This window comes from Pontivivens ytuae (assembly GCF_015679265.1).
Lineage (GTDB): Bacteria > Pseudomonadota > Alphaproteobacteria > Rhodobacterales > Rhodobacteraceae > Pontivivens > Pontivivens ytuae.
This window is the reverse complement of sequence record NZ_CP064942.1, coordinates 2,890,546-2,910,865: the sequence shown is the minus strand read 5'-3', so window position 1 is coordinate 2,910,865 and position 20,320 is coordinate 2,890,546. Positions and strand designations below refer to the sequence as shown.

Sequence of the window (20,320 nt, the reverse complement as noted above, 5' to 3'; positions counted from 1 at the left end):
AAGGGCGCCGCTAAAACTCCTCCACATACTCCACCCCCGGTGCGCTTTTCAGGGCCGCCTTGATCTGGGGGGTGATGCGGTACTGGTCGGCGAGGGCTATCTCGACCTCTCCGGGCAGGTCGGGGTGGCGGAGGACGAGGTTCACCGGCCCCCTGCCCCGGCGCGGGCCGTCCTTGAGGTCGGCGAGGCGGGTGGCGACGGAGCCGATGGCGGTTTCCTCGGTGACGAAGATGCGCAGGCCCGCCGCCCCCGCATCCGCCACGATCTCATCCACCGGGGCGACGGAGCGGGCGAGGAGCTTGAGGCTGTCGCCCTCCACCGTCGCCTCCACGCTCATCACCACGTTCTGCCCGGTGTCGAAGAAGTCGCCCGCCTGCTCCAGCGTGTCGCCGAAGACCGTGACCTCGTAGAGCCCCGTCGGGTCGGAGCAGGCGACGAAGGCGAAGCGGTTGCCGCGGGCGGACTTCCTCACCTGCTTCGATGAGACGGTGCCCGCGATCTTGGCGGCCTTGGGGGCGCGGGCGGCCTCCTTCGTGATCTCGGCCAGCGTCATGACGCGCTTGCGCTTGAGCGCGGGCATGTAGTCGTCGAGCGGGTGGCCGGAGAGGTAGAAGCCGATGGCCTGATGCTCCTCGGCCAGACGCTCGGTCGGGAGCCAGTCCTCGGGCATGGGGAGGCGGGGCGCGGGCAGCTCCTCGCCTGCGTCGCCGAAGAGGCCGCCTTGGGCGGAGGTCTTCTCCTCATGGGTGGCGGCGGAATAGGCGACGAGCTGGTCGAGGCTGCGGAACACCTTGTGACGGTTGGCGTCGAGCAGGTCGAAGGCACCGGCGCGGGCGAGCATTTCGAGCGGGCGCTTGCCGACGCGCTTGAGATCCACCCGGCGGGCGAAGTCGAAGAGGTCGAGGAAGGGTTTTTCTCCCCCCTTTTCGTCTTTTCTGGCCTCCGTGATGAGGCGCATGGCCTCGACGCCCACGTTCTTCAGCCCGCCGAGCGCGTAGACGACCTGGCCGTCGCGCACGGTGAAGGTGGCCTCGGAGCGGTTGACGCAAGGCGGGACAAGGCCGATGCCGAGGCGGTCGACCTCCTGCTTGTAGGTGTTGAGCTTGTCGGTGAGGTGGATATCGCAGTTCATGACGCCCGCCATGAACTCCACCGGATGGTTCGCCTTGAGCCACGCGGTCTGGTAGCTGACCACGGCATAGGCAGCGGCGTGGGATTTGTTAAAGCCATAGTTGGCGAACTTGTCGAGGAGGTCCCAGACCTCCTGCGCCTTGGCCTGGTCGACGTTGTTCTCGGCGGCCCCGGCGAGGAACTTGGGGCGCTCGGCGTCCATCGCCTCCTGGATCTTCTTGCCCATGGCGCGGCGCAGGAGGTCGGCGCCGCCGAGGCTGTAGCCCGCCATCTCCTGCGCGATCTGCATCACCTGCTCCTGGTAGACGATGATGCCCTGCGTCTCGTCGAGGATGTGGTCGATGGTGGGGTGCAGGTTCTCGCGCTCCGCCCGGCCGTTCTTTACGTCGCAGAACTTGGGGATGTTCTCCATCGGGCCGGGGCGGTAGAGGGCGACGAGGGCGATGATGTCCTCGATGCAGGTGGGCTTCATCTGGCGCAGGGCGTCGCGCATGCCCGAGCTTTCCACCTGGAACACCGCGACCGTGTGGGCGGAGGCGTAGAGGGCGTAGGTCGGCTCGTCGTCGATGGGGATCGCCGAGATGTCGTAGGGGTTCTTTTCGAGGGCGGCGCGGCGGGCGCGTGCCTCGATACTGTCGCCCTCCGGCGGTGCGATCATCGGCTTGCCCTGCGCCTTCAGGAGGTCGAGGGCGTTCTGGATGACGGTGAGTGTTTTCAGGCCCAGGAAGTCGAACTTCACCAGCCCCGCCTGCTCGACCCATTTCATGTTGAACTGGGTGGCGGGCATGTCGGAGCGGGGGTCCTTGAAGAGCGGGACGAGCCGGTCGAGGGGGCGGTCGCCGATCACGACGCCCGCAGCGTGGGTCGAGGCGTTGCGGTAGAGCCCCTCGATCTTCTGCCCGATGTCGAGGAGGCGCTGGACGACCTCCTCCTGCCTCGCCTCCTCCTTGAGGCGCGGTTCGTCCACGAGGGCCTGTTCGATGGAGACGGGTTTGACGCCCTCCACCGGGATCAGCTTCGACAGGCGATCCACCTGGCCGTAGGGCATCTGGAGCACGCGGCCGACATCGCGGACGGCGGCCTTGGAGAGCAATGCGCCGAAGGTGATGATCTGGCCGACTTTCTCGCGCCCGTATTTCTCCTGCACGTAGCGGATGACTTCCTCGCGGCGATCCATGCAGAAGTCGATGTCGAAATCGGGCATGGAGACCCGCTCGGGGTTGAGGAACCGCTCGAAGAGGAGCGAGTAGCGCAGCGGGTCGAGGTCGGTGATGGTGAGCGCGTAGGCGACGAGGGAGCCCGCGCCGGAGCCGCGGCCGGGGCCGACGGGGATGTCGTGATCCTTCGCCCACTTGATGAAGTCGGCGACGATCAGGAAGTAGCCGGGGAAGCCCATGCTCTCGATGATGCCGAGCTCGAAATCGAGGCGGTCCTGGTAGTCGGAGATCGGGGCGGCGGGTTCGATGACTTCGAGCCGGGCCTTGAGGCCCTCGTTGGCCTGGCGACGCAGCTCGTCCACCTCGTCATCGGCGAAGCGCGGCAGGATGGGGTCGCGCGTCTCGACCTTGAAGGCGCAGCGGCGGGCGATCTCGATGGTGTTCTCGGCCGCTTCGGGGAGGTCTGCAAAGAGGTCGGCCATCTCGTCGGCGGTCTTGAAGTAGTGCTCCGGCGTCAGGCGGCGGCGCGGTTCGGCCTGATCGACATAGGCGCCCTCGCGGATGCAGATGAGGGCGTCGTGGGCCTCGTACATCTCGCGCTGAGGGAAATGGACGTCGTTGGTGGCGACGAGCGGCAGGTCGAGCTCGTAGGCGAGGCCGACGAGGCCGGGTTCGGTCGCGGCCTCGGCCTGCGTGCGGCGCTCGGCCCCCTCCGGATGGCGCTGGATCTCGATGTAGAGGCGGTCGGGGAAGAGCGCCGCGAGGCGTTCGGTCAGCGCCTTCGCTTTCGGCGCATGGCCGTCCCGGATCAGTTGGCCGAGGGGGCCGAGCGCGCCGCCGGTCAGACAGATCAGCCCCTCGGTATGCTCGGCGAGCTCGTCGAGGGTGATGTGCGGGAGCGCGTCGCCGGACTCCAGATAGGCGCGGGTGTTGAGGCGCATGAGGTTGGTCCAGCCGGCCTCGTTCTGCGCGATCAGCACGATGTCGCGCGGCTCGGGCGCCTTGTCGCCGGGACGCGCGGGCGGGGCGTAGGAGAGCGGGAACTGGGTGCCGATGATGGGCTGGAGACCCGCCTTCTTCGCCACCTCGGAGAACTCCAGTGCTGCGAAATTGTTGCAGGTATCGGTGATGGCGACGGCGGGCATCCCCGCGGCCTCGGCCATGGCGGGGAGCTTCTTCACCTGGATCGCCCCTTCGAGAAGGGAGAAGGCGGAGTGGACGCGGAGGTGGATGAATCGGGGCTGGGTCATGGGCGTGACGTTATCGCCGCCGCGGCGCGGGGGCCATGGGTCGGGACGCCTCCGGCGGGCGTATTTGGCGAGAGTGATGAAACTTAGCCGGTGCGGAAAGTTTTCCTTGCGCGGCGCGCGTGGCGGGGCGATAGTTTCCCACATGGCTTACCATGATTCTGCCCTCGACGCGGTGTTCCGCGCCCTCTCCGACCCCACGCGCCGGGCGATGATCGCGCGGCTGGAGCGGGGGCCCGCGGCGGTGGGCGAGCTGGCCGAGCCGCTGGAGATGGCGCTTCCTTCCGTCCTGAAGCACTTGCGCGTGCTGGAGGAGGCGGGCCTGGTCGCGAGCGAGAAGGTGGGCCGGGTCCGCACCTGCCGGCTGGAGGCGGAGCGGATGGCGGACGCGGAGCGCTGGATCGCCGAGCGGCGGCGCGCGTGGAGCGCGCGGCTCGACCGGCTGGAGGCGATGCTGGAGGAGGAGCGAGACCATGAGACATGACAGCTTCACGATGAGCCGGGTGCTGGCGGCGGCACCCGATCGGGTCTGGCGCGCGTGGTCCGACAAGGACCGCAAGGCGGCGTGGTTCGCCAAGGACGACGCGCCGGGTTGGCGGACGGTGCGCTACGATCTCGACTTCCGGATCGGGGGTGCGGAGAGCGGGGCGTGGGCGAAGGACGGGCTGGAGCATTCCAACGCCACCACCTTCCTCGACATCGAGGACGGCGCGCGGATCGTCTATGCCTACACCATGGCGCTGGACGACGTGGTGCATTCGGCCTCGCTCGCCACCGTGACCTTCGCGGCGGAGGGGGACGGGACGCGGCTGACCTTCACCGAGCAGGGCGTTTATTATGGCGACAGCGACGGGATCGCTGGGCGCGAGGCCGGGTGGGAGCACCTGATGGGCGCGCTGGCGCGGAGCCTGGAGGCGGAGCATGTTTGATCTCAACCCCGAGACCGACCTGGAGATCGTGCGCGAGATCGCGGCCTCGCCCGAGCGGCTGTGGCGGGCCTGGACGACGCCAGAGGAGCTGAAGATCTGGTGGGCGCCGAAACCGGTGGAGCTGGTCGACGTCGTGATCGATCCGGCGCCGGGCGGGCGGTTCTTCACCCGGATGCGGATGCCCGACGGGGCCGAGATGGCGGGCGAGGGCTGCATCCTGGTGGCGGAGACGGCGCGGCGGCTGGTGTTCTGCGACGCGCTCTCCGCCGGGTTTCGGCCCAATGCGGATAGCTTCTTCACCGGGATCATCCTGATGGAGCCTGCCGGGAGCGGGACGCGCTACACGGCCCGGGTGCTGCACAAGGATGCAGCGGGTCGGAAGTCGCACGAGGAGATGGGCTTCTTCGACGGCTGGGGGACGGTGATCGACCAGCTCGCGGCGTATGTGGCGGAGTAGGATGGTGGGACCGTCCCGGGCCTGACCCGGCACCTTTCGGAGGGTTGCGCGGCGTTCAGGAAGACCCCGGGTCGGGGTCCGGGGTGGTGGCGCGTTGGAGCGGGTCGACGGCGGCGGGATGCGGGACTAGCATCGCGGTTCACATGCAGCCGGAGGCCGCCCCCCGTTGACCGCGCTCTATGCCAAGATCTTCGCCGAACGCAATTCCGGTGCGTCGTGGCTGGCGCGGCTCGTGCGGCGGCGGTTCCGGGTGACGGTGATGCGCGGGGAGCCGGAGCTCGACCGGCAGGCTCTGAAGGAGGTGTTGCAGGAGGTGCGCTCGCAGGAGCGGGCGGAGCTGCACAACCGGCTGCTGGATGCCGAGCATGACCGGATCCTCTATTCCGATTTCGGCTGGACGGCGACCGCGCCCTCGATCGACGTGATCCGCTCGGCCGCCCATGCGCGCGAGACGCTGTTCGTCTGCGTGGCAGCCCACCCCGTCGTCTGCCTCGAGGGGCTGTTCCGGCGGCCCAAGGTGCCGGGGCTGAGCGAGCCTGCGGGGGGCTTTGCTGCCTTCCTGGACCGGCCGTTCCCGGTGTTCCGGCGAGACGGCTTCGGGCCGGATGCCCGCTTCGACCCGATGCAGCTGTGGTCCGCGAAGATGCGGGCGCTGCTGGATCTGTTGGAGACCGACGTGCGCGGCGTGCTGCTGCGCGCCGAGGAGATTGCGGACGATCCGGAGCGGACGGTGACGGCGCTCTCGCCCCACCTCCTCGCCGGGGATCAGGACGGCGCGCCGCCCACGACGAAGGACCTGCCCTCGGGCGACGCGGTCGAGCGGCTGGCGGCCGCCCTGCCCGACCCGCTGCGCCGCAAGCTGCGCAACGAGGTCGATCCAGGGCTGATGCGGGCGCTCGGCTATGCGCCGCTTTGACAGGGGCGCGCGGGATTTACCCGGTTTTGACCGTCTGATAAAAATCGCGGGATTGATGCGGAGCGCGGCACGGGAGCGGCGATGATCTCCTTTCTTCTGAACGGTGAACGGGTGGACGTGGAGGTCGCGGACCCCACGGTGACGCTGCTCGACTGGCTGCGTGAGGAGCGGCGGCTGACCGGCACCAAGGAGGGCTGCAACGAGGGCGATTGCGGCGCGTGCACGGTGACGGTCACGACGCTGGACAAGGAAGGTCTGGTCCATCAGGCGCTGAACGCCTGCATCCTGTTCCTGCCGCAGCTCGCGGGCAAGGCGGTGCGCACCGTGGAGGGGGTCGCGGCGCCCGACGGGCGGCTCCATCCCGTGCAGGCGGCGATGGTGGAGCATCACGGCAGCCAGTGCGGCTTCTGCACGCCCGGTTTCGTGATGAGCCTGTACACGGCGCACCGCACGGGGCGCGAGGATCACGACGACGTGCTGGCGGGCAATCTCTGCCGCTGCACCGGCTACGCGCCGATCGTGCGCGCGGCGGAGGCGGCGGCGGGCGAGCCGGTGCCGGACTGGGAAGTCGACGAGACCGCCGGGCTGTGGGCGCTGGCCGAGGCGGGCGACATGAGCGGGGACGGCTTCTTTCTGCCGGCCTCCGCCGAAAGCCTCGCGGCGATCTACGGCATGCATCCCGATGCGACGCTGGTGGCGGGCGCGACGGATGTGGGGCTTTGGGTGACGAAGCAGTTCCGCGACGTGGCGCCGATGGTCTTCCTGCACCGCGTGACTGATCTGCTGCGGATCGAGCGAGTGGAGGGCGGCTTGCGCATCGGCGCGGGGGTGACGCTCTCCCGCCTGCGCGGGGCGATGGCCGACCGGCACCCGGATTTCGCGGAGCTGATCCGGCGCTACGGCTCGGTGCAGGTGCGAAACGCGGCGACCATCGGGGGCAATATCGCGAACGGCTCGCCGATCGGGGATGGGTCGCCGGCGCTGATCGCCTTGGGCGCGACCCTGGTGCTGCGGCACGGGGAGGAGCGGCGGGAGATGCCGGTGGAGGACTTCTTCCTGGACTACGGCAAACAGGACCGGGCGCGCGGGGAGTTCGTGGAGAGCATCTTCGTTCCGGATCAGGAGGATACGCTGGCCTGCTACAAGCTCTCCAAACGGTTCGACCAGGATATCTCCGCCGTCTGTGGCTGCTTCGCGGTGCGAATGGAGGGCAATGTGGTGGCCGAGGCACGGCTCGCCTTCGGCGGGATGGCCGGGGTGCCGAGGCGGGCGGCGGCGGCGGAGGCGGCGCTGGTCGGGCGGGCGCTGGATGCGGCGGCGGTAGCGGATGCGCAGGCGGCGCTGGCCGAGGATTTCACGCCGCTGACCGACATGCGGGCGAGCGCGGCCTACCGGCTGCGGGCCGCGCAGAACATGCTGGAGCGCTACCGGCTGGAACGGGCCGGGACGGCGACGCGCCTGGTCGGGCGGGGTGCGGCATGAGCGGCCGGGCTTTTGCGTATTTGACGAGAGTGATGCGGGCATGAGCGTCCATCAGAAGCATCCGCACGACTCAGGCCCGCTGCATGTCACGGGGCGCGCGAGCTACACTGACGACATTCCGGCACCGGCCGGGGCGCTGCATCTCGCCTTCGGTCTGGCACCCGTGGCGCGGGGGCGGGTGACGCGGCTCGACCTGGAGCCGGTGCGCGCGATGCCGGGGGTGGGGCTCGTGCTGGGGCCTGCGGATTTCGAGGAGATGCCGGACGTCTCGCCCTCGCCGAAGCCGGAGCCGCTGCTGTCTACCGGGGAGGTGCTTTATCACGCGCAGCCGCTGTTCATCGTGGCGGCGGATACGCATCTGCTCGCCCGGCGCGCGGCGCGCGCGGCGGTGGTGGAGGTCGAGGAGGCGCCTGCCCTGCTGACCATCGAGGATGCGCTGGCGGCGGGCAGCCTGCTGGAGGAGCCGCTCGAATGGGAGAAGGGCGATGCCAACGCGGCGGTCGCCTCGGCGCCGCGGCGGCTGACGGGCTCGATCGAGATCGGCGGGCAGGAGCATTTCTACCTGGAGGGCCAGGCGGCGCTCGCCGTGCCCGGCGACGGGGACGAGATGCGGGTCCATGCCTCGACCCAGCACCCCTCCGAGATCCAGCACAAGGTGGCGCATGCGCTGCATGTCCCCTTCGCCGAGGTCTCGGTCGAGGTGCGGCGCATGGGCGGCGGCTTCGGCGGGAAGGAAAGCCAGGGCAATGCGCTCGCCGTGGCCTGCGCGCTGGTGGCGCGGCGGACGGGGCGGCCGGTGCGGATGCGCTATGACCGCGACGACGACATGGCGGTCACCGGCAAGCGGCATGATTTCCGCATCGACTACGAGGTGGGTTTCGACGCGGACGGGCGGATCGAGGGCATCGTCTTCGATCAATACTGTCGCTGCGGCTGGTCGGCGGACCTGAGCTTGCCGGTGGCCGACCGGGCGATGCTCCACGCGGACAACGCCTATCACCTGCCCGCCGCCCGGATCCGCTCGACACGGCTCATCACACATACCTGCTCCAACACGGCCTTTCGCGGCTTCGGCGGGCCGCAAGGCGTGGTCGGGATCGAGCGGGTGATCGAGCACATCGCCGCCGATCTGGGCCGCGATCCGCTGGAGGTGCGGCGGGTCAACGCCTATGCCCGCTCCGGCCAGATCACGCCCTATGGCATGCCGGTCGAGGACTGCGTGATCGGCGAGATGATGGAGACCCTCGCGGAGCGCGCCGAATATCAGGCCCGCAGGGCTGAGATAGAGGCCGCGAACGCGCAGAGCCCGGTGCTGAAGCGGGGGATCTCGCTGACGCCGGTGAAGTTCGGGATCTCCTTCACGCTGACCCAGCTCAACCAGGCGGGGGCGCTGGTGCATGTCTACACCGACGGCTCGATCCGGCTGAACCATGGCGGGACGGAGATGGGCCAGGGCCTGTTCATGAAGGTGGCGCAGGTCGCCGCTACCGCCTTCGGGCAGGACGTGGCGCGGGTGAAGATTACGGCGACGGACACCGCGAAGGTGCCGAATACGTCGGCGACGGCGGCGTCCTCAGGCTCGGACCTCAACGGCATGGCGGTGAAGGCCGCCTGCGACACGATCCGCGACCGGCTGGCGGCCTTTGCCGCCGAGCGCTGGCAGGTGCGGCCGGAGGCGGTGCGCTTCACCGACGGCGCGGTGGAGGTTGGCGAAACCCGCCTCGCGTGGGAGGAGCTGATCGCGCTGGCCTACAACGCCCGGATCTCCCTCAGCGCCACCGGCTACTACGCCACGCCGAAGCTCGAATGGGACCGGCTGCAACGCTCCGGCCCGCGGCGGCCGTTCTTCTACTTCGCGCACGGGGCGGCGGTGACGGAGGTGGCGCTGGACACGCTCACGGGCGAGAACCGGATCCTGCGCACCGACATCCTGCACGACGTGGGCAAGTCGCTGAACCCCGCGCTCGATATCGGACAGATCGAGGGCGGTTACGTGCAGGGCGCAGGCTGGCTCACGATGGAGGAGTTGGTGTGGACGCCGCAGGGCAAGCTCGCGACGCATGCGCCGTCGACCTACAAGATCCCCGCCTGCTCGGACCGGCCGAAGGTGTTCAACGTGGAGCTTTGGGACGGCGAGAATGCCGAGGATACGATCCACAAGTCGAAGGCGGTGGGCGAGCCGCCGCTGATGCTGGGCACCTCGGCGCTGATGGCCCTGCAACATGCCGTGCAGCAGGCGGGCTCGGACGTGCTGATCGACGCGCCCGCCACGCCGGAGCGGCTGCTCAACGCCATCGAGACCGGGCGGGGCCGCGGATGGTGAGGCCTGTCCTTTCATCTTTCTCCAAATACGCCTGTCGGACCGCGTGTGGCGGGCGGGGCGGTTGCGTATTTTCGGAAAGATGAAGACGGGGTTCGATCTCGACGGGCTGCGGGCGGCGCTCGCGGCGAACGGTGCCGTGGTGCGGGTGCTGGTGGCCGCGCATCGCGGCTCGGTCCCGCGGGAGACGGGGATCGCGATGCTGGTCTGGGCGGACGGGCAGTCCGGGACGATCGGCGGCGGGGCGCTGGAGTTCGAGGCGGCAGCGACAGCGCGGGCGATGCTTTCGGAGGGGCGCGACGTGGCGCGGCGGGCAGTGCCGCTCGGGCCCGCGCTGCGGCAGTGCTGCGGCGGGCATGTGGAGCTGGTCTTCGAGCGGTTCGCGGCGGTGCCGGAGGCGGGCGAGACCTTCGTGCGGCGGATCGAGGGGGACGCGCGCTGCCCCGTTTTCGGAGGCGCGCTCCTCAAGGACGGTTGGCTCAGTGAGCCGGTCGGGCGGGCGGCGACGCCGCTATGGCTCTACGGCGCCGGGCATGTAGGGCGGGCGGTGGTGCAGGTCTTCGCCGAACTGCCCTTTGTGATCACATGGGTGGACGATGCGGTGGAGCGGTTTCCGGATCCGCTGCCGGATCACGTCGCGCCCCTGCTCGCCGCCGATCCGGCCGCCGCCGTGGCGCGTGCGCCCGATGATGCGCTGCACATCGTGTTGACATATTCGCATGCCCTGGACCTCGACATCTGTCACGCCGTGCTGTCGCGGCCGCACGCGCATCTCGGCCTGATCGGGTCGGAGACGAAGGCGGCGCGGTTCCGGTCGCGCCTCGCGGCACTTGGTCATGACGCGGACACAATCGCACGGCTTCATTGTCCGATCGGCAACAGGGCGCTGGGGAAGGCGCCTGCTGCCATCGCCGTGGGGCTGGCGGCGGAGCTTTTGCAGTTGCGAAATGGGGCGGCGGCGCTTACCGACCATCAGGGATGAACGAACTGCTCGATATCCGGGGCCTGACCAAGGCCTATCCGGGCGTGGTGGCCAATGACGACGTGGCCTTCGACATTGCGCCCGGCGAGATCCATGCGCTGCTCGGCGAGAATGGGGCCGGGAAGTCGACTCTCGTCAAGATGATCTACGGGCTGGTCGCACCCGATGCGGGCATCATGAAGCTCGCCGGGCAGGACTACGCGCCCGAAAGCCCGACGGATGCGCGGGCTGCGGGCGTCTCCATGGTCTTCCAGCATTTCAGCCTGTTCGAGGCGCTGAGCGTGCGGGACAACATCGCGCTCGGCCTCGATGAGCCGGTGGCGCCACGGAAGCTCGCCGAGCAGATCCGGGAGGTGAGCCGCAGCTACGGCCTGCCGCTCGACCCGGACCGGCTGATCGGGGACCTGTCGGTGGGCGAGCGGCAGCGGGTGGAGATCGTGCGCTGCCTGCTGCAGGACCCGCGGCTTCTGATCATGGACGAGCCGACCTCGGTGCTGACGCCGCAGGAGGTCGCGCTGCTCTTCGACACGCTGCGGCTGCTGGCCAAACGTGGCGTGGCGATCCTCTACATCTCCCACAAGCTCGACGAGATCCGGACGCTGTGCGACCGCGCGACGATCCTGCGGGGCGGCAAGGTGGTGGAGACCTGCACGCCGAAGAACGAGACGGCGAAGAGCCTTGCCGAGATGATGATCGGGGCGGAGCTGAAGGCGCCGAAGGCGAAGCGGGTCGTGCCGGGGCGCACTCTGCTGTCGCTCGTGGGGCTCGACCTGCCGAGCGATGATCCGTTCGGGGTAAGCTTGCGCGGCGTGAGCCTGACCCTGCATGCCGGCGAGGTGTTGGGCATCGCGGGTGTCGCGGGCAACGGGCAGGACGAGCTAATGGCCGCGCTGTCGGGCGAGGTCCGGGTCGCGCAGACCATGATCGCACTCGACGGCAAGCCCGTGGGGCACCTGCCGCCCAACAAGCGGCGGGGGCTGGGGCTGTTGACCGCGCCCGAGGAGCGGCTGGGCCATGCGGCGGCGCCCGACATGGACCTCACGCACAACACGATGCTGACGGGGCGGGTGCGGCAGCGGCTGTCGGGCTCGGGCTTCCTGAAATGGGGCGCGACGGCGAACTTTGCGCGGGCCGTGATCTCCCGCTTCGATGTGAGGACGCCGGGTGTGGGCACGCAGGCGCGGGCGCTCTCGGGCGGCAACCTCCAGAAATTCGTGATCGGGCGCGAGGTGATGCAGAAGCCGCGCGTCCTCGTCGTCAATCAGCCCACATGGGGCGTGGATGCGGCGGCCGCGGCGGCAATCCGCGAGGCGCTGCGCGACCTGGCCGAGGCCGGGGCGGCGGTGCTGGTGATCTCCCAGGATCTCGACGAGTTGATGGAGATCTCGGACCAGTTCGCGGTGCTCGCCAACGGCAAGCTGAGTGCGGCGCGGCCCGCCGGTTCGACCTCGATCGAGGAGATCGGGCGGCTGATGGGCGGCGATACCTCGACGCTGGGGCATGAGGCGCCGGTGGCGGAGGCCGCGCAATGATCGGGCTGGAGCTGCGCCGCGCGCCCTCGCGCGCCATGGTGTTCCTGACGCCCGCCTTCGCGGTGCTGGCCACGATGATCGCGGGCGGGATCCTGTTCGCGGCCCTCGGCAAGAATCCGGTGGAGGCGATCTGGATCATCTTCGGCGAGCCCTTCGTCGATCCGTTCTCCCGCTCCGAGCTGTTCGTGAAGGCCGCCCCGCTGATCCTGATCGCGATCGGGCTGTCGCTGGGGTTCAGGGCGGGCATCTGGAATATCGGGGCCGAGGGGCAGTTCATCGTGGGGGCCATCGCGGGCTCGGCGGTGGGGCTCGCGTTCTACGGCACGCAAGGAATCTGGCTGTTGCCGCTGATGGCGCTGGCGGGGATGCTCGCGGGCATGGGCTGGGGCCTGATCCCGGCCTTCCTCAAGGTGCGCTACAACGCCAACGAGATCCTGGTGAGCCTGATGCTGGTCTACGTAGCCGATCAGCTGTTGCGGGCGATGGTGTCGGGGCCGCTGCGCAATCCGCAGGGCTTCAACTTCCCTGAAAGCCGGCTGTTTCACGACAGCGCGGTGCTGCCGATCCTCGTGGAGGGGACGCGGGTGCATATCGGCGTGGCGGTCGCGGTGCTGGTGGTGCTGCTCCTGTGGCTGGTGCTGGACCGGCACGTGCTGGGCTTCAACATCAAGCTCATGGGCTCCGCCCCTCGCGCGGCGCGCTTTTCGGGGGTGAAGCCCTCCGGGATGGTGCTGCTCTGCCTCGGCCTGTCGGGCGCGCTGGCAGGGCTCGCCGGGCTCTTCGAGGCCACGGGGCCTGTGCAGCAATTGGTGCCCGCGCTGCCGCAGGGCTACGGCTTCACGGCGATCATCGTGGCGTTCCTGGGGCGGTTGAACCCGCTGGGGATCCTCGCCGCCGGGATGGTGATGGCGCTGACCTATATCGGGGGCGAGAACGCGCAGCTCTCGCTGCAACTGCCCGCCGCGGCGATCAGCGTGTTCCAGGGAATGCTGCTGTTCTTCCTGCTGGGCCTCGACATCCTCGTGCGCTACCGCGTGCGCTTCGGCCGGCGGGAGGTGGCGTAATGGTGCATCCCGCGATGCCATGGGTGATGGGCGGTGCGATGGGGCTGATGCTGCCCTGGGTGCCGCATATGGAGGGCGCGGGCGGCCTCGCCTTCGTGCTCGGCCACGTGGCGGTGCTGCTGGTGGTCGCTGCGCTGGCGCTCGTCCTGCCCTGCGCGCGGCGGCTTGCAGCGGCGCATCTGCGTGGTGGGCACGTGCTGCGCATGGGCGGTGCAGCCGCGATGGGCTTTGCGGCGAACTGTGCGGTGTGCCTTCTGATCGGGGGGCAGCATTGGACCTGAGCTCGCTGGATTTCGTCGCCCTCTTCGCCTCGCTGATCGTGGCCGCGACCCCGCTGGTGCTGGCCGCCATCGGGGAGCTGGTGGTGGAGAAATCGGGCGTCCTGAACCTCGGCGTCGAGGGGATGATGATCATGGGGGCGGTCACCGGCTTCATCCTGGCGGTGACGACGGGCATCCCGCTGCTGGGCTTCGTGGGTGCTGCGATCGCGGGGGCGGCGCTGGCGCTGGTCTTCGGCGTGCTGACGCAGGTGCTCCTGAGCAATCAGGTGGCGACGGGGCTCGCGCTGACGCTGTTCGGGCTGGGGCTCGCGGCGCTGTTGGGGCAGAGTTACACGGGCATCCGGCCACCGCAGACAGCGTCGCTCGACCTACCGGTGCTCAGCGATCTGCCGGTGCTGGGGCGGCTTCTCTTCTCCCACGACTGGGTGGTCTATTTCGCGCTGCTCCTTGTGGGTGCGGTGTGGTGGTATCTCAACCGGACGCGCCGGGGCCTGATCCTGCGCGCGGTGGGGGAGAACCATGACGCGGCCCATGCGCTCGGCTACCGGGTGGTGGCGATCCGGCTGGGCGCCATCGCCTTCGGCGGGGCCTGCGCGGGGCTGGGTGGAGCGTATCTGAGCCTCGTCCGCGTGCCGCAATGGTCGGAGGGCATGACCGCCGGGATCGGCTGGATCGCGCTCGCCATCGTGGTGTTCGCAAGCTGGAAGCCGTCGCGGGTGATCCTCGGCGCATGGCTCTTTGGCGGGGTCACGATCCTGCAGCTCAACATCCAGGCGGCGAACCTCAACGTGCTTGCGATCCTCGCGCTGGTGCTGGGCGTGGTGGCGGCCGGCCTGCTGATCTTCAACATCCGGCGGCTGAACGGGCACCTGATGATCCGCAGCGCGTTCATCGGCGCGCTGGGGCTGTTGAGCTGGTCGCTGGCGCTGAGCTTCCCGGATTTCCAACTCGACAGCGCCTATCTGTCGATGACACCTTACCTGACGACGATCGCGGTCCTCGTCGCCATTTCCGGCGACCGGACCCGCGCCGCGCTCAACGCCCCGGCCTCGCTGGGGCGCGTCTTCCACGCCTCCGCCTGAACGAGGGGCGATTGTCCGGGGATCGGATGTTCAACAAGGAGAAACGAATGAAACTGCTCAAAACCCTCGGCCTTGCCGCGGTGCTGGCGGCCTCCCCCGCGCTGGCACAGGACGATCCGCTGCAGGTCGGCTTTATCTATGTCGGCCCTGTCGGCGACTACGGCTGGTCCTACCAGCACGACCAGGGGCGCCTCGCCATCGAGGAGCATTTCGGCGACGCGGTCGAGACGAGCTTCATCGAGAGCGTGCCGGAGGGCGACAGCGAGCGGGTGATCCGCCGCATGGCGCAGGAGGGGCACGACCTGATCTTCACCACCTCCTTCGGTTACATGACGCCGACCGTGCGGGTGGCCCAGCAGTTCCCCGACGTGAAGTTCGAGCATGCGACGGGCTACCAGCGCGCCGACAACGTCTCCACCTATTCCGGGCGTTTCTATGAGGGGCGCGTGGTGCAGGGCTACCTCGCCGGGCACATGACGGAGTCGAACATCATCGGCTACATCGCGTCCTTCCCGATTCCGGAGGTGATCCGCGGGATCAACGCGGCTTACCTCGCGGCGGCTGAGGTGAACCCGGACGTGGAGTTCCGCATCATCTGGGTGTCCACCTGGTTCGATCCAGGCCGGGAGGCGGATGCCGCCAACACCCTCATCGAGCAGGGCGCGGACGTGATCCTGCAGCACACGGACTCCACCGCGCCGATGACCATCGCGCAGGAGAGCTGGGAAGGCCTCAGCGAGGGGGAGCGGGGCATCTACGCCTTCGGCCAGGCCTCCGACATGATGGAGTTCGGGCCGGATGCGCGCCTCACCTCGATCATCGACGACTGGGCGCCCTACTACATCGACCGCGTGCAGGCCGTGCTGGACGGCACGTGGGAGAGCGAGGACACCTGGCACGGGATCGACGAGGGCATGACCTCGATCGGTGCGTTCAACGGCGCGATCCCGGCGGAGCTGCGCAAGGGAGCGATGGACATCGCCATCGCCATCGCGGCGGGCAAGCGCCATGCCTTCACCGGCCCGATCAACTGGCAGAACGGCGAGGCGTGGCTGGCCGAGGGCGAGACGGCGGATGACGGCACGCTTCTCGGCATGAACCGCTATGTCGAGGGGATCGAGGGTACGATCCCGAACTGATCCGGCTGAGACTGGTTGCGGAGGCCCCGGAGCGATCCGGGGCCTTTTGCGTTTGGCACGTCAGGAGTAGGGCGTGCCGTCCTTGTGAACGAAACGGCCGTCGGCATTAGTGCTCATCATGTCGATGTCCGAGCAGGTGGTCACGTCCTCGGGCTGGCGCGAGCCGACCTCGAGATAGACTGCAACGGCGTCCGACCGGTTGATGAGGTGATGCCCGTCGCCTGTGCCCTTGGCGAAGGCGGCGCAGTCACCGGCGCGCAGCACCGTCTCGCCCCCGTCCTCGACCAGCGAGAGCTCGCCGTCGAGCACGTAGACGAACTCATCCTCGTGGGAATGCCAGTGCCGCTGGCTCGACCAGGTGCCGGGCGGGAGCCGCATGAGGTTGACCCCGAAATCCGTGAGCCCGCCCGCATCGCCGAGCCTTTGGCGCAGGCGCTCGGCACAGGGGGCGTTGAACTGGGGCGGGTAGCCGGAGCCCTTGGCAACCGGCACGGCGGCGATGTCGATCTTCGGCATGGTGGTGCTTCCTTCGGTCCGGACGCGAGGCGTTGCGGAACGAGTGTACACCCGACCGCGGCTTTGCGGGGCCGCCAACCCAAGACGCGCGATTGCCAGACCGCGGGATGGCGAGCCTCGGTTGGATCAACGCGCTTTATGGTAGCCAGGTCTGTGTGACGTTCGAGCGGCGCATCTACAGAAGCCAATCGCCAGCCCGGGGGGCGGTCTGGCGATCGCGCGGCGCCTTCGGCTTGATTCCGCGCGTTTCTGGGACCAAGCGGCGTTGAACTAGAGCAGTTCTCTCAGCGGGTCGCCGGTATCGATGAAAAGCCGCCCGCCGGAGCGCAGTGCGGCGCGGATGCGGGGTAGTGCGAGACGCCCAGCCGCCGGGTGCCGTCCGTCGAGGGCGCCGACCCGCATGGCGAAGGCGAGGTCGAAGGGGGCTTCTCCGTCGATGAGTTCGAAATGCTCCGCGGCGACGCACCGGATGGCCAGGCGACCGGCAGCGATCTCCGGCCTGGAGCGGTCACGCGCCAGTGCAACGGCCTTCGGCGAGCGATCGATGGCGAGGACGAAACCCGTGCAGATCCGCCGCGCGACCTCCCGCGCGGCGACGCCGGGGCCGCAGCCGATCTCCAGCACGCGCATGCCGTCTTCGAGCGGCAGGGCGTCGACGAAGCTCAGGATGCGGGCGGAGGGTTTGGTGGGCATGTTCGAAAACCGATCGCGATCTTTGGCTGGCGCAGTGTAGCCCACGCGAGCCGGGCGGTCGCCAGACCGCGGGGTGGCGATCTGCCGGTGGGACGGTGCGGTTTATGGTGGCCAAGTCCGTGTCACGCTGGAGCGATGTGCTTCCATCAGCCAATCGCCAGACCCGGGGGTCGGTCTGGCGATCGCGCGGCGCCTTCGGCTTGATTCCGCGCGAAGAACGGACCGCTGACAGGCGCGGCGCCCCATTCGCGCACATGTCCGCTTCGTCGCACCCCCGGAACGCGGGCCCGGGCGCGGCGCGTTTTCCTCTCGAACAGAAGGAATTGGAGGACCGGGATGATCCGCTCGACCGTTTTTGCGACCCTTGCCACGCTGACCGCAGGCCCCCTGCTCGCGCAGGCGACCGCGGGGCAGATGGCCGCCACACCGCCCACGATCGAAGGGCCGGATGAGATCGACAAGGAGGGGATCGACGTGATCCCCGGCGGCAACCACACGTTCCGCAACGACATGCCGGTGGACTCCAAGATCGTGGCGAACAGCGAGAACGGGCTCAATCCGGACGGGCCGCTGCGCCTCGCGCCGCCGAACGTGGTGCTCGACGGCTTCTCGACGGTGCCGATGGCCGAGATCGATCCGGCGGAGCTCGACGGCGTGCCGGTCTGGCAGGAAGCCTCCGAAGAGTTTGCCGAGATCACCCGAGTGGTCGGCAATGACGAGGACACGGTGATCGTCGCCCTGCCTTGGCTGCTCGCCGATTGGGAGGTCGCGGTGCCGATCGAGGCCTTCACCTTCGTTGAAGCCGAGGAGAGCGAAGAGCGTCGCGCCTATATCGCCGCGTCCGAGGAGATGTTGCGCACACTGCCCCGCTGGGACGGCTGAACCCCATCCGATCGCAACACCAAACGGGTCGCCTGCCGGGCGCCCCGTTTTCGCGTGCCCTATCCGCTTGCCCTCCGCCGCGTGCGCCAATAGGACTTTGGCCCCAGAACAGGACGCCAGAACCGCCCGACCGGGGAGCCAGCCATGAGCATCGACAAATCCCGCCTACCCTCGCGCCACGTGACCGAAGGGCCCGCGCGCGCGCCGCACCGCTCCTACCTCTACGCGATGGGGCTGAGCGAGGAGGAGATCCACCAGCCTCTCGTAGGCGTGGCCACCTGCTGGAACGAGGCGGCCCCCTGCAACATCGCGCTGAACCGCCAAGCGCAGAGCGTGAAGCAGGGCGTGAAGGTCGCGAAGGGCACCCCGCGGGAGTTCACCACGATCACCGTGACGGATGGGATCGCGATGGGGCACGAGGGCATGCGCTCCTCGCTCGCCAGCCGCGAGGCCATCGCGGACACGGTGGAGCTGACCATGCGCGGCCATGCCTATGATGCGATCGTGGGCCTTGCGGGCTGCGACAAGTCGCTGCCGGGCATGATGATGGCGATGGTGCGGCTGAACGTGCCCAGCGTCTTCGTCTATGGCGGGTCGATCCTGCCGGGCCGCTACGAGGGGCGTGACGTGACCGTGCAAGACGTCTTCGAAGCGGTGGGCCAGCATCAGGCCGGCAACCTCTCGACCTGCGAGTTGGAGAAGCTGGAGCAGGTGGCGTGCCCCTCCGCCGGGGCGTGCGGCGGCCAGTTCACGGCGAACACCATGGCGTGTGTCAGCGAGGCAATCGGCTTAGCACTCCCGAACTCCTCCGGCGCGCCCGCGCCCTACGAGAGCCGGGACCAGTATGGCGAGGCGTCGGGCCGCGCCGTCATGAACCTGATCGAGAAGAACATCCGCGCGCGGGACGTCGTGACGCGGGAGAGCCTGATCAACGCCGCGCGCGTCGTCGCCTGCACCGGCGGCTCGACGAATGCGGGGCTGCACCTGCCGGCGATTGCGCACGAGGCGGGGATCGACTTCTTCCTGGAGGATGTCACCGACATCTTCCGCGAGACGCCGTATTTCGTCGATCTGAAGCCGGGCGGCGCTTACGTGGCCAAGGACCTCTACGAGGCGGGCGGCGTGCCGGTCGTGCTCAAGGAGCTCGACAAGGCGGGGCTGATCCATCGCGACTGCATGACCTCCACGGGCTATTCAATCGGGGAGGAGATCGACAAGGTGAGCCGGGAGGCGGACGGCAAGGTGATCCACCCGATCGCCACCCCGATCTCCACCACCGGCGGCGTCGTGGGGCTGAAGGGCAACCTCGCGCCGCAGGGTGCGATCGTGAAGATCGCGGGGATGAGCGACGACCAGCTCACCTTCATCGGCCCCGCGCGCGTCTTCGAATGCGAGGAGGATGCCTTCGCCGCGGTGCAGGAGCGTAAGTACGAGGAAGGAGAGGTCATCGTCATCCGCAATGAGGGTCCCGCAGGCGGGCCGGGCATGCGGGAGATGCTGGCGACCACGGCGGCACTCAGCGGTCAGGGCATGGGCAAGAAGGTGGCGCTGATCACCGACGGTCGCTTCTCCGGCGCGACGCGGGGCTTCTGCGTCGGCCATGTGGGACCGGAGGCCGCGGCAGGCGGTCCGATCGCGATGCTCCGCAACGGTGACACGATCTCCATCGATGCGAAGGCGGGCACGATATCGGTCGACCTGAGCGATGACGAACTCGCGGCGCGGAAGGCCGACTGGAAAGGTCCACGCGACACGATCTACGCCTCCGGCGCGCTGTGGAAATACGCGCAGCAGGTGGGCGAGACCTACAAGGGGGCCGTAACCCATCCCGGCGGCAAGATGGAAAAGCACTCCTATGCCGATCTTTGAGCGCGCCGCGGCGCTGGCGCTGATCGGCCTGCTCGCGGCCTGTGACGTGCCGGTCGAGGAGGCGCGGGCGCCCCTGCCGCTCGTCGAGGCGGAGACCGTCGAGGTCGAGGTGGGCGGGCGCAGCGTGCGCCTCGCCCCGCCCGAGGGGCTGTGCATCGATCCGGCCTCCGTCTCGGTCTCCGACCGCGGGGCGGCGCTGCTGGCGGGCGATTGCGAGGCGGCAGGCGTCGTCCGCGTCTCCCAGGCGCCGCCGATCGCGTCCGTGCTGACCGCGAGCATCGGGGCCGCCCCCCTGCCCGGCGAGGGCGGGGTGGACCGGCGGGCCGAGGCGCTGGAGGAGGCACTGCAGGCAGGCCTCGCCGATGCGCTGCTGGCCGAGGCGGACGGAGTGGCCCGCCTCATCGAGACGCGGCTGATCGACGGGACGGTCTATGCGCTGCTGGAGGATGGCACGGCGCAGGCCTTTGCCGGGGCCGCGCCCCGCTATTGGCGCGCGGTGGGTGAGGAGAACGGGCGCATGATCCTCTTGACCGTGCGGGGGCTCGAAGGGGCGTGGCCCGGCGAGGGGCCGCTCTTCGACCAGCTCGCCGCCTTCCGCGCGGCGATCGCCCGCGCCAACGGCTCCGCGGCCTGAGGCGGGG

Annotated in this window: 18 protein-coding genes; 15 read left to right on the top strand and 3 right to left on the bottom strand. The window is 69.2% G+C overall.

The features are described 5' to 3' along the window. Positions 1-10: 10 nt before the first annotated feature. Positions 11-3,538 carry a DNA polymerase III subunit alpha gene (gene dnaE / locus I0K15_RS14285; protein WP_196102180.1) on the bottom strand — a complete coding sequence of 1,176 codons (3,528 nt, stop codon included), beginning with the start codon at positions 3,536-3,538 and terminating at the stop codon, positions 11-13. Between the two features lie 142 nt (positions 3,539-3,680). On the opposite strand from dnaE, the gene I0K15_RS14280 reads away from it, so the two are divergent. From I0K15_RS14280 to I0K15_RS14230, 12 genes are all read left to right on the top strand, one after another. Next, positions 3,681-4,019, top strand: a complete 339-nt coding sequence (locus tag I0K15_RS14280; RefSeq protein WP_196102179.1) for an ArsR/SmtB family transcription factor — start codon at positions 3,681-3,683, stop codon at positions 4,017-4,019. Further along, a complete protein-coding gene (locus I0K15_RS14275; RefSeq protein WP_196102178.1) occupies positions 4,009-4,464 on the top strand; it encodes an SRPBCC family protein in 456 nt (151 codons plus the stop codon). Before I0K15_RS14280 ends, I0K15_RS14275 begins: the two co-directional genes overlap by 11 nt. Continuing rightward, positions 4,457-4,921 carry an SRPBCC family protein gene (locus I0K15_RS14270; protein WP_196102177.1) on the top strand — a complete coding sequence of 155 codons (465 nt, stop codon included), beginning with the start codon at positions 4,457-4,459 and terminating at the stop codon, positions 4,919-4,921. Before I0K15_RS14275 ends, I0K15_RS14270 begins: the two co-directional genes overlap by 8 nt. 166 nt (positions 4,922-5,087) lie before the next feature. Further along, entirely contained in the window at positions 5,088-5,837 is a 750-nt protein-coding gene (locus tag I0K15_RS14265; RefSeq protein ID WP_196102176.1) for a hypothetical protein, read from the top strand. Positions 5,838-5,918: 81 nt separating this feature from the next. Then, a complete protein-coding gene (gene xdhA, locus I0K15_RS14260; protein WP_196102175.1) occupies positions 5,919-7,319 on the top strand; it encodes a xanthine dehydrogenase small subunit in 1,401 nt (466 codons plus the stop codon). A gap of 40 nt (positions 7,320-7,359) precedes the next feature. Then, on the top strand, positions 7,360-9,642 hold the full coding sequence (xdhB, locus tag I0K15_RS14255) for a xanthine dehydrogenase molybdopterin binding subunit (protein ID WP_196102174.1): 2,283 nt from the start codon (positions 7,360-7,362) through the stop codon (positions 9,640-9,642). A gap of 79 nt (positions 9,643-9,721) precedes the next feature. After that, the gene (xdhC, locus tag I0K15_RS14250; protein ID WP_196102173.1) at positions 9,722-10,621 is read left to right on the top strand and encodes a xanthine dehydrogenase accessory protein XdhC; all 900 of its coding nucleotides are present in this window, start codon (positions 9,722-9,724) and stop codon (positions 10,619-10,621) included. Continuing rightward, complete coding sequence (locus I0K15_RS14245) at positions 10,618-12,153, top strand: ABC transporter ATP-binding protein (RefSeq protein ID WP_196102172.1); 1,536 nt, start codon at positions 10,618-10,620, stop codon at positions 12,151-12,153. Before xdhC ends, I0K15_RS14245 begins: the two co-directional genes overlap by 4 nt. After that, positions 12,150-13,217, top strand: a complete 1,068-nt coding sequence (locus I0K15_RS14240) for an ABC transporter permease (protein WP_196102171.1) — start codon at positions 12,150-12,152, stop codon at positions 13,215-13,217. Before I0K15_RS14245 ends, I0K15_RS14240 begins: the two co-directional genes overlap by 4 nt. Continuing rightward, positions 13,217-13,498 (top strand): hypothetical protein, encoded by a 282-nt coding sequence (locus I0K15_RS21085; protein ID WP_230374131.1) that lies wholly within the window; start codon positions 13,217-13,219, stop codon positions 13,496-13,498. Before I0K15_RS14240 ends, I0K15_RS21085 begins: the two co-directional genes overlap by 1 nt. Further along, complete coding sequence (locus I0K15_RS14235) at positions 13,489-14,580, top strand: ABC transporter permease (protein ID WP_230374130.1); 1,092 nt, start codon at positions 13,489-13,491, stop codon at positions 14,578-14,580. The genes I0K15_RS21085 and I0K15_RS14235 overlap by 10 nt, the downstream gene beginning before the upstream one ends. Before the next feature lie 47 nt (positions 14,581-14,627). Then, complete coding sequence (locus tag I0K15_RS14230; protein ID WP_196102169.1) at positions 14,628-15,719, top strand: BMP family ABC transporter substrate-binding protein; 1,092 nt, start codon at positions 14,628-14,630, stop codon at positions 15,717-15,719. A 60-nt stretch (positions 15,720-15,779) separates the two neighbouring features. Here the strand turns inward: I0K15_RS14230 and I0K15_RS14225 are convergent, their stop codons facing one another. Both I0K15_RS14225 and I0K15_RS14220 read right to left on the bottom strand, forming a co-directional pair. Next, on the bottom strand, positions 15,780-16,235 hold the full coding sequence (locus tag I0K15_RS14225) for a cupin domain-containing protein (protein ID WP_196102168.1): 456 nt from the start codon (positions 16,233-16,235) through the stop codon (positions 15,780-15,782). A gap of 270 nt (positions 16,236-16,505) precedes the next feature. Beyond that, entirely contained in the window at positions 16,506-16,928 is a 423-nt protein-coding gene (locus tag I0K15_RS14220) for an SAM-dependent methyltransferase (protein ID WP_196102167.1), read from the bottom strand. A gap of 336 nt (positions 16,929-17,264) precedes the next feature. Between I0K15_RS14220 and I0K15_RS14215 the strand changes: the two genes are divergently transcribed. The 3 genes from I0K15_RS14215 to I0K15_RS14205 all read left to right on the top strand — a co-directional run bounded on the left by I0K15_RS14215 (position 17,265) and on the right by I0K15_RS14205 (position 20,313). Next, a complete protein-coding gene (locus I0K15_RS14215) occupies positions 17,265-17,810 on the top strand; it encodes a hypothetical protein (RefSeq protein ID WP_196102166.1) in 546 nt (181 codons plus the stop codon). 144 nt (positions 17,811-17,954) lie between these two features. Continuing rightward, entirely contained in the window at positions 17,955-19,679 is a 1,725-nt protein-coding gene (ilvD, locus tag I0K15_RS14210) for a dihydroxy-acid dehydratase (RefSeq protein ID WP_196102165.1), read from the top strand. Then, on the top strand, positions 19,666-20,313 hold the full coding sequence (locus I0K15_RS14205; protein ID WP_196102164.1) for a hypothetical protein: 648 nt from the start codon (positions 19,666-19,668) through the stop codon (positions 20,311-20,313). Before ilvD ends, I0K15_RS14205 begins: the two co-directional genes overlap by 14 nt. The last annotated feature ends 7 nt before the right edge of the window (positions 20,314-20,320 follow it).